Source organism: Campylobacter sp. LR291e (genome assembly GCF_008633915.1).
GTDB lineage: Bacteria > Campylobacterota > Campylobacteria > Campylobacterales > Campylobacteraceae > Campylobacter_D.
In genome coordinates, this window is sequence record NZ_VJNV01000001.1 from 36388 (window position 1) to 49653 (window position 13266).

General features: G+C 29.0%; 10 protein-coding genes. 7 read left to right on the plus strand and 3 right to left on the minus strand.

The genetic code is table 11. The features are described 5' to 3' along the window. Window positions 1-262 precede the first annotated feature (262 nt). Complete coding sequence (locus FMM58_RS00205; protein WP_150180247.1) at window positions 263-2374, plus strand: TonB-dependent receptor domain-containing protein; 2112 nt, start codon at window positions 263-265, stop codon at window positions 2372-2374. Here FMM58_RS00205 and recR read toward each other — a convergent pair. Genes recR through FMM58_RS00220 form a run of 3 tightly spaced genes read right to left on the minus strand, consistent with a single transcriptional unit; the run spans window position 2371 to window position 4846 of the window. Then, on the minus strand, window positions 2371-2949 hold the full coding sequence (gene recR, locus FMM58_RS00210; RefSeq protein ID WP_150139278.1) for a recombination mediator RecR: 579 nt from the start codon (window positions 2947-2949) through the stop codon (window positions 2371-2373). The genes FMM58_RS00205 and recR overlap by 4 nt on opposite strands. A gap of 2 nt (window positions 2950-2951) precedes the next feature. Next, window positions 2952-4178 carry an ArsS family sensor histidine kinase gene (locus tag FMM58_RS00215; RefSeq protein ID WP_150180248.1) on the minus strand — a complete coding sequence of 409 codons (1227 nt, stop codon included), beginning with the start codon at window positions 4176-4178 and terminating at the stop codon, window positions 2952-2954. Then, window positions 4175-4846, minus strand: coding sequence for a response regulator transcription factor (locus FMM58_RS00220; RefSeq protein ID WP_150139282.1), 672 nt, complete (start codon window positions 4844-4846; stop codon window positions 4175-4177). The genes FMM58_RS00215 and FMM58_RS00220 overlap by 4 nt, the downstream gene beginning before the upstream one ends. Before the next feature lie 119 nt (window positions 4847-4965). Between FMM58_RS00220 and dnaJ the strand changes: the two genes are divergently transcribed. Genes dnaJ through FMM58_RS00250 form a run of 6 tightly spaced genes read left to right on the plus strand, consistent with a single transcriptional unit; the run spans window position 4966 to window position 13266 of the window. After that, the gene (dnaJ, locus tag FMM58_RS00225; RefSeq protein ID WP_150139284.1) at window positions 4966-6075 is read left to right on the plus strand and encodes a molecular chaperone DnaJ; all 1110 of its coding nucleotides are present in this window, start codon (window positions 4966-4968) and stop codon (window positions 6073-6075) included. 49 nt (window positions 6076-6124) lie between these two features. Then, a complete protein-coding gene (locus tag FMM58_RS00230) occupies window positions 6125-7822 on the plus strand; it encodes an ABC transporter ATP-binding protein (RefSeq protein WP_150180249.1) in 1698 nt (565 codons plus the stop codon). Then, window positions 7819-8880: a glycosyltransferase gene (locus tag FMM58_RS00235; protein ID WP_150139288.1), complete on the plus strand. Its 1062-nt coding sequence runs from the start codon at window positions 7819-7821 to the stop codon at window positions 8878-8880. The genes FMM58_RS00230 and FMM58_RS00235 overlap by 4 nt, the downstream gene beginning before the upstream one ends. Next, the gene (locus FMM58_RS00240; protein ID WP_150139290.1) at window positions 8873-9793 is read left to right on the plus strand and encodes a glycosyltransferase family 2 protein; all 921 of its coding nucleotides are present in this window, start codon (window positions 8873-8875) and stop codon (window positions 9791-9793) included. The genes FMM58_RS00235 and FMM58_RS00240 overlap by 8 nt, the downstream gene beginning before the upstream one ends. Beyond that, the gene (locus FMM58_RS00245; RefSeq protein WP_150139292.1) at window positions 9790-10887 is read left to right on the plus strand and encodes a glycosyltransferase; all 1098 of its coding nucleotides are present in this window, start codon (window positions 9790-9792) and stop codon (window positions 10885-10887) included. The genes FMM58_RS00240 and FMM58_RS00245 overlap by 4 nt, the downstream gene beginning before the upstream one ends. A 3-nt stretch (window positions 10888-10890) precedes the next feature. Next, entirely contained in the window at window positions 10891-13266 is a 2376-nt protein-coding gene (locus tag FMM58_RS00250; RefSeq protein WP_150151326.1) for an STT3 domain-containing protein, read from the plus strand.

Consider the following 13266-nt stretch of genomic DNA (forward strand, 5'->3'; position numbering starts at 1 on the left):
AAATTTTAGAAAAATGATTTTAAAAATTTTGATAATATAAATTAAAATTTTAAAGCTATTTTTTAAAATAAATGATAATATATTTTAAATTTTTTTATATAAATAGGGCTTTTAAAGTCATTATTGTTACAAAATAAATTTATTAATAATTATTATTAAAAATTTATTTTTTTATAAGCATTATTATTTTAAACTCGATTTTTTTAAAATTAATTATCAAAAAGGAGAATATAGTGAGTAAATTCACAAATGGGGGGGGGGTATGCGTAAGCTTAGTTTTTGTGCTATTTGTGCTCTATTTTTTGCAAATGAGGTATTAGCTAATGAAAATTTATCTAGCGAGGGTAATTTTACACTTAAAGAAGTTGTAGTTAGTGCAACAGGTTATGAACAAGATATAAAAGACGCCCCTGCTAGTATAAGCATTATACCTAAGGAAGATTTTTTAAATAGACCTATTAGGGACTTAGGTGATATAGTAAATGAGGTGCCAGGCGTAGCTACCACGGTTACTAAAACGGGGGCTACTACTATACAAATGCGAGGTATGAGTAGTGATTATACCTTGGTGCTAGTAGATGGAAAAAGAATGAATATGTCTACTGGCTTTGATGGTAATGGCTTTGATGCGACAAGTGGTTTTATACCTCCTGCTAGTATGATAGAAAGGGTTGAAGTTATAAGAGGTCCTGCTTCTATCATTTATGGAAGTGATGCTATGGGTGGGGTTATAAACATTATCACTAAAAAGAATGTAGATAAGGTAAGTGCTAGTATAAGTGCTGAAACAAGACTTCAAGAACACCACGGGCGTTGGGGTAATGTTTATGGCTTAAATGGAAATATTTTTGTACCCTTTAGTGAAAGCTTTTTACTCAATTTAAGGGCTAAGTACTTTGAAGGAGAAAAAAATAGATTTTATATTAGTGAAATTCCAAATTATACTACAACAAGTACAAATCCTTACACAAGCCATTCTCCAACAGGTTATACAAATTATTCATTAGGTACTAGGCTTTCTTATTTTTTGGATCCTTATAATAGCTTTTATATAGACTTTGATTATGGCTTTCAAAGATTGGGTTCACTTAATACTTCTTCTTCTCAAGTTACAGCAGTAAGAGAATATCATAAGTATAATCTTGTTTTAAATCACGATGGTGAGTATGATTTTGGTAAATTTAACAATTATATTCAGTTCTCAGATACCATTAAAATGCCAGAAATAGTTGGAATAGGCGATGATTCAGGTCCAGCAAATCACGCATCTTTAGTTTATAATCAAGCAATAGCTTATGGTACTACCTTTACTACGGATTTGGATTTTGAAAATTATGGGGCTTTAATCTTAAATATGGGTCCTTATTTTTTCTATGAAAAGCTTGTAACTAGGTCAAATAGTTTTAGAAAGGATGCTTGGCAAGGGGCTATTTTTGGTGAGGGTGAGTATTTGATTAATGATTATGTCTCAACTACGGCTGGAATTAGAGTAAATGAGTTGCAAACCTATGGTACTCATGTAAATCCTAGATTTTATGTAAATTTTTATCCAAGTTCTTGGCTTACCTTTAAGGCAGGAATTGCTAGTGGCTTAAAATCTCCTGCCCTTGAAACTAGATATGATGGGATATATGATACTGCTACTAGTAGTACAGGCTATGATTATTATGGTAATACAGAACTTGACCCTGAACAAACTTTAAGCTATGAGTTAAGCTCTATTATAGAAAGTTCCTTTGCAAATTTCACTATAACAGGCTTTTATACTACCTTTAAGGATGCTATAAATAGTAAAATTTATCAAAATGGAGAAGAATTACCTTTTGGATATGGAACTTGTAATAGTAGTGTAGGTACAGGTTGTTCTTTGTATGAAAATGTGGACGAGGCAGTGTCAAGAGGTATAGAAATAGCTATGAATTCTAAGGCACTTTTTTCAAATATAATCCCAAGGGGAATTTGGCTTGATTTTAGCTACGCTTATACTGAAACAGAACAAAGAACAGGGGATAATAAGGGCTTAGCCTTAAATGATATCCCAAAATATAGTCTTTTTTCAAAGCTAACCTATAAAGGCACTAATTGGGATCTTTTTGCAAGATATTCAGGTAAATTAAAAACTCCTACTGATAATTCTCATACTGCAAATGTGGGACCTGGTGCTTATTTTAAAAATATGCATGTTGTGGATTTGGGAGCTGATTATCGCTTTAAAAATGGTATTACTATAAGTGGGGTTATAAATAACTTGTTTGATAAAGACTTTGTGGATTATTTTACCTATCAAGGTACTCGTGGTACAAGTTACTCAAATAACTATCAAAGAATGATACCGGGTAGAAATTTCTGGTTAAATGTTAGGGCTGATTTTTAATCTTCAATCTTAACGCGATTAGTTATAGCCTTGCTAAGTGAGATAAAATCTACATTTTCAAGGCTAACCCCACTTTGAATTCCTTGTGCTATTTGACTAAATTTTAAATTTAAAAATTTTAATTTATCTTCTACATAAAAAATAATCGCATCGCTGTTAATACTTGCAGTTATAGCAAAAAATAACTCATTTGCCTTTGTATTTTGTATCATTGAGATTAATTTTTCAATGTTTTCATTGCCTAAATCATTTAGCACAAAATAAAGCCCGTTATAACTTTTGCTTTCTTCAAGTATTAAGATATCCTTTGGGTTTTGTACTATGCAAATGATATTGTTATCTCTGTTTTCATCGCTACAAAACTCGCAAAGTTCGTTTTCACTAAGACCTCCGCATTGTTCGCAAAATCTTATAAATTGCAAGCCATTTTCTATATTATTTGCTAGTTTTAAGCCTTGAAATTTGTTTTCAATACATACAAAATAAGCAAGTTTTACTGCTGTTTTTTTACCAATGCTAGGTAAGCCCTCAAAGCTTTTAATTACTTCGTTAAATTTTTCTAAACCATTTTTCATTATTAAATTTTATCAAATATCACCTTAAAGCAGTGTTTTTTGTTTTCATAGGCATATAATAAATCAAAATTATGCATTTTACAAATTTCATTTATTATATAAAGTCCAAGGCCGGTCCCCTTTACCTTTGAATTTTTATCTCTTGCAAATGCCCCTAAATAATAAGAAAAATCTTCTTTTAAGGGCTCACCCTTATTTTTAATCAAAAAATACTTTCCATAGCACTCAAGTTCGCAACTATTATCGCTTGCATATTTTAAGGCATTATCAATTAAATTTTTTAAACACAAAGAAAACATTTCCATATCTACATTTAATAAAGCATCTTTCATTATCTTAACGCTTACTATCTTTTCAAAATTATCTTGCATTAAAAAGGTTTTGGCTTCTTTTAATATAGAAGTAAAGCTATGTTTTTTAAAATCTAAATTATAATTTTTAGAGAATAAATACTCAATCTTAGCAAATTCATTTATCAAAGAATCAAGCCTTTTAAAAATTTTAACGAGTCTGTTTTTTTGCCTGTTTTCAGTTATTAACTCAGTTACTATTCTACCTTTTCCAATGGGCGTTTTAAGTTCATGCATTATCATTCTTAAAAAAAGTTGACGAGAATGTATTAATTCTTGATTTTTATTAAAACTTTTTTTAAATTCATTTGCTATTTTTCCTATCTCATCATTTTTATAATGGCTAAAATCAACGCTTTTTCCATTATAGGTTGCACTAATTTGAAATTTTAAAGTATTTAGTGGCTTTAAGGATTTTAATATAGAAAAATACATAAACACAAGAAAAGAGCTAAAAACAATAAAGCTAGTTAACAAAAGCTTGTTAAAACCATAATCTAAATCGTGTTTGAAAGTTCCATTAAGGTCTTCGCAACTTACGTCAAAATATAGATTTTTTTGAAAGCTTACAGATGAGAGTATACAATTTGCATTGTTAGCCATAAATATAACCTGACCCTTACTTCTAATATCTTGTATAAGTCTAGCATTATTTATAGTTATAAAGCCACTAGTATTTAACTGCGTTTTGATATTGTTTTCAAGCTCACTTGTGTAATTATTTAGCAAATTTTTAATTAAATTTTCTTGCCTAAATCTTTCTTCGCTATCTTTAGTATTTATTTCAATGTATAGTAAAAGTACAAAGAAAGCACACATTAAAACAAAAATACTAACAAACAAAATATTTAATTTTGAATGTATAGAATAATTTTTCATCCTATAAGCTTATACCCTATGCCCCTTACTGAAAAAATATGAGTAGGATTTTTAGAACTATCACCTATCTTTGTCCTAAGTCTTCCTATGATAACATCTAGGCTTTTTGAATCCTTATCTTTTAAATTCTTACACCTGCTAACTAGTTGTCTGCGAGAGATTGAATATCCGTGCTGAGAGATTAGGTATTCTAAAATTTCATATTCTGCTGGAGTTAGGGTTAAGATCTTGCCCTTATATGAAATCTCATGTTTTTTATCATCTATGCTAAAGGCTGAATTTATAGCTTTATAAGAGGTGCTTTCTACCCTTTTTGCCCTTCTTATTAGGCTAATAATCCTTGCGTACATTTCTTTTGGGTCGTATGGCTTTGGTAGATAATCATCAGCCCCAATTTGTAGACCCACAACCTTATCGCTTAAATCACCTCTAGCTGATGAAATGATTATAGGAATATTACTTCTTTGGCGAAGTTCTTTACAAATTTCAAGCCCGTCAATTCCTGGCAAGGTTAAATCAAGTATCAAACAATCATAATTTGAGATATTATTTTGCAAGGCTATCTTTGGGTCTTCGTAATTTGTAATTTTTATATTAAATTGTTCCAAATATTCAGAAAGTAATTGAGCAAAATCGGGGTCATCTTCTATCATTAGCACATTAATCATTTTCTCTCCTTAGAATTACTACAGAAATTTAAAAAAATCAAATTTCTTTTGCGATTTTATCTAAATTATATTGTAAATTTGCTAAATTACATTTTTTATTTTTTTAAAAGGGTAAAAAAGTGGAATTAAGTTATTATGAAATTTTGCAAATTTCTCAAAGTGCGGATAAAGAAACCATAAAAAAGGCTTATAGAAAATTAGCCTTAGAATATCACCCTGACAGAAATCAAGGCAATAAAGAAGCAGAAGATAAATTTAAATTAATAAACGAGGCCTATGAAATTTTAAGCAATGATGAGAAAAGGGCAATTTATGACCAATATGGCAAAGAAGGGCTTAAATCAGCAGGTGGCTTTGGTGGAGGTTTTACTGATTTTGATGATATAAATGATATTTTTTCAAGCTTTTTTGGAGGTGGGGGTTTTTCAAGAAGAAAGCGTGCAAATGAGACAAATTTTGAATTAGATTTTGCTATTTTAGTACAACTTAGTTTTAAAGAAGCTGTTTTTGGTTGTTCAAAAAAGGTAGATTTTACTTATAAGAAATTTTGTCAATCTTGCAATGGTACAGGGGCAAAGGATGGCAAAATGAAGACTTGTACTAAGTGTGATGGCAGGGGTCAAGTTGGCATGAGACAAGGCTTTATAACCTTTGCCCAAACTTGCCCAGCTTGTAGGGGCAAGGGCGTTGAGGTGGCTCAAAGTTGTCATGATTGTAGTGGTAAGGGTTATAGCGAGTTAAAGGATAGTGCAGAGTTAAAAGTACCAGCAGGCATTGATACGGGTATGAATTTAAGGATACAAGAAAGAGGAAACATATCAAAAAATGGCAATCGTGGTAATGTTTATGTAAAAATTCAAGTTGCACAAGATGATACTTTTTACAGAGATGGCGATGATATTTATATAGAATTTCCTGTGTTTTTTACCCAAGCAATACTAGGGCAAAGCATAAAGGTACCTACCATTAGAGGAGAAGCTGTTTTAAATTTGCCAAAGGGTGCAAAAGATGGTCAAAGATTTGTTTTAGCAAATGAGGGAGTAAAGAATTTACATGCTGATAAACTAGGCAGACAAATAGTACAAATTGCCATTAAATTTCCTAATTCAATCAATGATGAACAAAAAGAATTACTAGAAAAATTAAGCGAAAGTTTTGGGATAAAGGATGGAATGCACCAAGAACAACAAGGCTTTTTTGAAAAAATTGCAGCCTGGTTTAAAAATTAATTGTTAAGGAAAAAAGGTTAAAATTTAAGTTTTTAAAAAGGGGATAAGGTTGTTAAAAAAGCTTTTTTTTATACTAAGCAAGGAAGATAAGCACTTTTTATTTTTATTGTTAATCTTTTCAATCTTTATTTCTTTTATTGAAAGCTTTGCAATATCCTTAATAATGCCCTTTGTAGCTTTAGCAAGTGATTTTTCATATTTTCAAACAAATAAATTTTTATCTCAAATTCAATCCTTTTTTGACTTTAGTCCTTATGAAATGGTACTTTATTTTGGCGTATTTTTAGTTATATTTTATCTTTTTAGAGCCCTTTTAAATGCCTTTTATTTTCATCTTTTAGCCTGTTTTTCAAAGGGTAGGTATTGCAATCTTTCTTATAGGTTATTTGCTAAGTTTTTAAATATAAATTATGAAGAATTTACTCAAAGAAATCAATCTGAAATTTTAAAGACAATAACAGGCGAAGTTTATAATCTAAGCACTATGTTATCATCGTTTTTATTAATGATGAGCGAAGTTTTTGTAGTATGCTTACTTTATATTTTAATGCTTTTTATAGATATAAAAATCACGCTTTTATTAAGCTTATTTATGCTTGTAAATGCCTTTATTTTAATAAAAATTCTTTCACCAATTATAAAAAAGGCAAGTGTAAGAAGAGAAAGTGCTATGAAATCTTTTTTTGAAATTTTAAACACGAATTTAAACAATTTTAAATTTATCAAGTTAAAAACTAAAGAAAGTGGGGTTATAAAGCTTTTTAAGGACCAAGCCTTTGTTTTTTCAAGGGCAAATATCACAAGTGAAAGCATTAACGCTATACCTAGAATTTATCTTGAAGGCGTTGGTTTTTGCGTTTTGGTCTTGCTTGTTTTGTTTTTACTTATTCAAAACAAGGGCGATATATCAAATTTTATGGCTACAATATCTGTTTTTGTACTAGCCCTTTATAGACTTATGCCAAGTGCAAATCGCCTTATTACAAGTTATCATGATCTGCTTTATTATAAAAATTCCCTTGATATTATTTATGAAAATTTATTATTAAAAGAAGAGAATTTAGGCGAAGAAAAGATAGAATTTAATAATGAAATAAGGGTTAAAAATCTTAGTTTTGCTTATGAAAATAAGGATTTTTTATTTAAAAATGTAAATTTTACTCTTAAAAATGGTGAAAAAATCGCCTTTATAGGTGAAAGTGGATGTGGGAAAAGCACCTTTGTGGATTTATTAATAGGGCTTTTAAGACCAAAGGCTGGGGAAATTTTAGTAGATAATAAGACTTTAAATAAGCTTAACTTAAAAAATTATCGCACAAAAATAGGTTATATCCCTCAACAAATTTATCTTTTTAATGATAGCATTAAAAATAATATTTGCTTTGGAGATAGTCCTGATAATGAAAGGTTAAGCGAGGTTATAAGACAGACAAATTTAAAGGAATTTATTGATTCTTTACCTAACGGGCTTGATACCATGGTAGGAGATAGTGGCAATAATCTAAGCGGAGGACAAAGACAAAGAATAGCCATTGCAAGGGCTTTGTATTTAGAACCTGAAATTTTAGTTTTAGACGAGGCCACTTCTGCACTTGATAGCAAAAGCGAGGAAAAAATAATGCAAGAACTTTATAAAATTTCAACTAATAAAACTATGATAATAATCGCACACAGACTTAGTACCATTACCCAATGTGATAAAATTTATCGCATTGAAAATGGCTTAATTAAAAGTGATAAGCAATGAAAATTTGTTTTATTATAGCTACCTTAAATGCAGGTGGGGCTGAAAGGGTCTTGGTAACCTTGGCTAATGCTTTTAGTAGCGAATATGAAGTAGAAATTATTAAATTTTATCCACAAGATTCATTTTATGCATTAAATGAAAATATCAAAATCACAACCTTAAAAAATTTCAAATTTAATAATATTTATAATAAAATAGCAAGTCGCTTTAAAAAAATGTTTGCTATAAGAAAGGCTTTAAAAGAAAGCAAGGCTGATATTTTTATATCTTTTTTAGATACTACAAATATACCTTGTATAATTGCTAAATTTAATCTTAAAACCCCTTTGATAATTTGCGAACACAGCTCAAAGGGTTATTTAAAGTCTAAATTTTGGCGTTGTGCAAGATATATATTTTATCCCTATGCAAATGCCCTAACCGTGTTAAGTACGGGCGATAAAAAATATTATGAAAAATTTGTAAAAAATGTGCATGTTATGTTAAATCCTTGTCATTTTGAGATTACAAATAATCTAAACAAAGAAGACTTAGTACTTTTTATAGGAAGACTTGATATAAATAAAAATGCAGCTATGTTTATAAAAATGATAAAAGAACTTGATGAAAATTTACAAAAAAATACAAAATTTATAATTATAGGCGATGGGGATGAAAGAAAGAATTTGCAAAATTTAGCCACTTTTTTAAATGTAAGGGTTGAGTTTTTAGGTCAAATTTCTAATGTTAAGCATTATTATGAAAGGGCTAAGGTTTTGTGTCTTTGTTCTTTTATAGAGGGGCTTCCAACTGTGTTAATTGAAAGTTTATATTTTGAGGTGTGTAGAATTTCAAATAGATATGAAGGAGGCTGTGAGGATTTAATAAATGATAAGGTGGATGGCTTTTTAGTAGATAATGAAAAGGCTATGGCAGACGCACTAAGTGTTATTTTAAAGGATGAAAATTTAAGAAAGCAAATAATAACAAATGCAAAAAAAAGATGCGTTGATTTTGAACTTTCAAATATAAAAAATAAATGGCTAAAATTAATACAAGGAGTAATTAATAATGCCTAAGCTTTCAGTTATAATCCCAACCTATAAAAGACCTAAGCTTTTAAGTAATGCAGTTAAAAGTGTGCAAAATCAAAATATAAAAGATATACAAATAATAATAAGCGATGATAATTCAAACGATGAAACAAGCGATATTGTAAAGGCATTGCAAAAAGAAGATAGTCGTATAGAATATGTATTAAATAAAAAATATAAATCAGGACCAAATGGTAACAAAAATAACGGGTTTGATTACGTAAGGGGCGAGTTTGTATGCTTTTTAGATGATGATGACATGCTTTTAGAAAATGCTTTTGATATTTTATTTGAAAAAATTAATCAGGGCTATTCTCATGTCTTTGGTAATTGTTTTTTTAAAAGGGGTGAGATTTTAAGTAATGAATTTAGTGGCTATGGCTTTGATAGAGATTGTGAGGTAAGTAAAAAGGACTTTTTAACTCAAAAATTTATAGGGGAGTTTTTTTCTATCTTTAAAAAATCCTTGCTTGATAACAATCGCTTTAACGATGAGTTTTATGGAAATGAGGCCATTTTGTGGGTGAATTTATATAAGGAAAAAAGTTTTTATATACACAAGGCCTTAAGAATTTATACTATAAATCAAAATACTAGCGTTACAACTCATTCTTATAAACATGCTTTAAGGGTGTTTAAGGGCTATTTAGAGATGGCTAGGATTATAGAAGAAGAATTGATTAAAACAGGTGATAAGGATTATAAAAAAGCATGTGCTAAAAATTATCAAATGGCTGCTTATTATGCAAAATTTGCAAAGGAATATAAGCTTATGTATAAGTATTTGTTTAAATCTTTAAGCTTGAAAATGGATATTAAAACTTTTATATTACTAAGTTTAAGTATAATGCCAAATTCATTAATAAAATTTTTATCAAGGATTAGGGCAAAGCTTTGAAAAAATTAGGAATTTTTATTTATTCTCTTGGTAGTGGTGGGGCTGAAAGGGTAGTAGCTACCTTGCTTGATTATTTAAATTTGCATTTTGAAGTGCATATTATTTTAATGAATGATAAAATTTCTTATGATATAAGTGGGGTTAAAATTCATTATTTAGAACACTCAAGCCCCAGTGAAAACAATATTTTAAAATTCTTAAAACTGCCCTTTTTAGCCTTAAAATATAAAAAACTTTGCTTAAATTTAGACATAAATACCCAGTTTGTCTTTTTAAATCGCCCAAATTATATAGCCTTACTTGCTAGAATCTTTGGTTTAAATGTAAGATTAATTATAAATGAATGCACCACACCAAGTCTTATGTATAAGGGCTTTTCTTTAAATTCGCTAATAAATAAATTTTTGATTAAAAGCCTTTATAAAAGGGCTGATTTAATCTTGCCAAATTCAAAGGGTAATGAATATGATTTAGTACAAAATTTTAATATAAACCCTAATAAATGCAAAATTCTTTATAATGCCATTGACTTAGAAAAAATAAATCAACAAGCCAAAGAAGAATTGCCTTTTGAGGATAAATTTATACTAAGTGTTGGAAGACTTCATAAAAGTAAAAATCACGCCTTATTAATCAAAGCTTATGCAAGGTTAAATACGAATTTAAAGCTTGTTATTTTAGGCGAGGGCGAGTTAGAAAATGAATTAAATGCTTTAATTAAGAATTTAAATTTAGAGCAAAAAGTATTTTTACTAGGCTTTGATAAAAATCCTTATAAATATATGAGTAAGTGTGAATTTTTTGCCTTTGCCTCAAGCTTTGAGGGCTTTTCAAATGTTTTAATTGAAAGCCTTGCTTGTGGTTGTGCTGTTGTTTGTAGTGAGCATAAAAGTGGGGCAAAAGAACTTTTTGAGGATAATAAATTTGGGCTTTTAGTTGAGGTAGATAATGAAAATTCCATGTTTAAGGGTTTGCAAAGAATGTTAAATGATGATGAGTTAAGAAATGCTTATAAAGTAAAGGCAAAAATAAGGGCTATGGACTTTGATAAGGATAAAATAGCTAGGATTGCTTTAAAATATTTATTAGGGTAAAAAATGAATATTATAAGATTGATATTAAAAAATGAGAATTTACAAGCCTTATTGCTTATAATCTTTGCTTATGCTTTTAGCGTTTTAGCTAGATTTTATTGGGTTTTATGGGCTGGGGGCTTTGAACAATTTTATTTTAACAACCAATTAATGATTATTTCAAATGATGGTTATGCCTTTGCTGAGGGTGCAAGGGATATGATAGCAGGATTTCACCAGGAAAATGATTTAAGCTATTATGGAAGTTCGCTTTCAACTCTTACTTATTTACTTTATAAATTTAGCCCCTTTCAATTTGAAAGCATACTTTTATATATGAGTACCTTTTTTTCATCCCTTATAGTAATACCTATAATATTAATCGCAAAAGAATATAAAGTCTTATTTATGGGCTTTATGGCTGCCATTATAGCTTGTATAGCTAAGAGTTATTATAATAGGACCATGAGTGGATACTATGATACTGATATGCTAGTTATAGTTTTGCCTATGTTTATTTTATATTTTATGATAAGACTTATTCTAAGAAAAGATGATTTAATGCTTTTAGCCCTACCACTTTGTATAGGAATTTATCTTTGGTGGTATCCATCAAGCTATACTTTAAATGTTTCATTAATAGGGCTTTTTTTAATTTATAATTTTATTTTTCACAGAAAAGAAAAGCTTTTTTATATGGCTGTTATTTTAAGTGCGATTTGTCTTTCAAATATAGCTTGGTTTTATCAAAGTGCTATCATAGTTTTATTATTTACTTTCTTTATCTTAAAAGAAAAATATTGCAATTTTTTATTTTTAGGAATTTTAGGACTTTTAACTTTAGTATTTTTAATTTTTAGTGGTGGTATTGACCCCATACTTTATCAGCTAAAATTCTATATTTTTAGAGATGATGCAAGCACCTCTTTAACTCAAGGTTTTGTGTATTTTAATGTAAATTTAACCATACAAGAAGTAGAAAGCATAGACCTTGATACCTTTATGCAAAGAATTAGCAATAATGCTTTGATATTTTTAGCATCATTTTTAGGATTTTTATGGCTTGTAAAAGAACACAAAAGCATGATTTTATCCTTGCCTATGTTAGTACTTGGCTTTTTAGCCTTAAAGGGTGGACTTAGATTTACTATTTATTCAGTACCTATCATGGCCCTTGGCTTTGGCTTTTTAAGCTTAAAATTATTAAATTTTTTAAAAAGTTTTAACTTTAAAACACTCATTCAAAAAAGGCTTTATCAACTCAGTATTTTTGCCTTTTGTTTAGTAGTTTTATTAATAAGCGTAGTTATATTTTATAAGGAATTATTAGAATATGAGTTTTTACAAAATGAACTTGGCATTAATAATAAGCTAGATTATACTTTTTTAAGCTTTATTTTTGAACATGAACTCGTTTTTAGCATTATAGTACTTAGCTTTTTTATGTTTTTTATCCTAGAATTTATTTATAGAAAGAAAAAAGAATTATTTCAAACTTGCTTTATTGTTTTAATGCTTGTTTTATCTTTAACTTACGCCTTTAAGCATATTTATGAGTACAAGGCATCAAGCGTATTTACTCAAAGTGAGGCCCTGCTTTTGGATGATTTATGGGCTGTGGCAAAAAGGGATGATTATGTTATAGCTTGGTGGGATTATGGCTATGGAATTCGCTATTATAGTGATGTTAAGACCTTAGTTGACGGGGGCAAGCATTTGGGTAAGGATAATTTTTTCCCATCCTTTGTTTTAAGTAAGGACCAAATTTCAGCAGCAAATATGGCAAGACTTAGCGTAGAATATGTAGAAAAGGATTTTAAAGAACACTACACGGATATTTTACAAGCTATGATGAGAGATTATAATCAAAGCAATGTTGATTTATTTTTAGACTCTTTAAGCGATAAAAAATTTAAATTTAAGGGTGAAAAAACAAGGGATATTTATATTTATATGCCTACAAAAATGGCGTTAATCTTCCCTACTATAGCTAGTTTTTCTAATATTGATTTAGAAAGTGGAAAATCCATGGGCTCATTTTTTGCCCCATCTTATGTGCAAGGTTCTAACAAGGGTCAAATTTATTTAAATAATGGCATAATTTTAAGCGATGATTTTAGATATTTTATCCTAGATGATGATATTTATACCATTAATAGCTTTGTAGAGATTAATTCTATTCGCCAAAATGAAAATAACATAGTTTCTATTGATAAAAATGCCAATTTTTATTTGTTTTTAATCAAAGATACAAGCTTACAAGCTAGATTTATAATAATGGATAAAAATATGTATAAAAGTGCTTTTGTGCAAATGTTTTTCTTTTCAAATTATGATAATGACTTGTATGAGTTAGTTATGAATACAAAAGATGCTAAGGTCTTTAAGCTTAAGGATTAA

Coding starts and splice junctions, on each gene's coding strand:
- FMM58_RS00205 (WP_150180247.1), top strand. CDS start 263: ATGCGTAAGCTTAGTTTTTGTGCTATTTGTGCTCTATTTTTTGCAAAT.
- FMM58_RS00235 (WP_150139288.1), top strand. CDS start 7,819: ATGAAAATTTGTTTTATTATAGCTACCTTAAATGCAGGTGGGGCTGAA.
- FMM58_RS00250 (WP_150151326.1), top strand. CDS start 10,891: ATGAATATTATAAGATTGATATTAAAAAATGAGAATTTACAAGCCTTA.
- recR (WP_150139278.1), bottom strand. CDS start 2,949: ATGAAAAATGGTTTAGAAAAATTTAACGAAGTAATTAAAAGCTTTGAG.
- FMM58_RS00215 (WP_150180248.1), bottom strand. CDS start 4,178: ATGAAAAATTATTCTATACATTCAAAATTAAATATTTTGTTTGTTAGT.
- FMM58_RS00220 (WP_150139282.1), bottom strand. CDS start 4,846: ATGATTAATGTGCTAATGATAGAAGATGACCCCGATTTTGCTCAATTA.
- FMM58_RS00240 (WP_150139290.1), top strand. CDS start 8,873: ATGCCTAAGCTTTCAGTTATAATCCCAACCTATAAAAGACCTAAGCTT.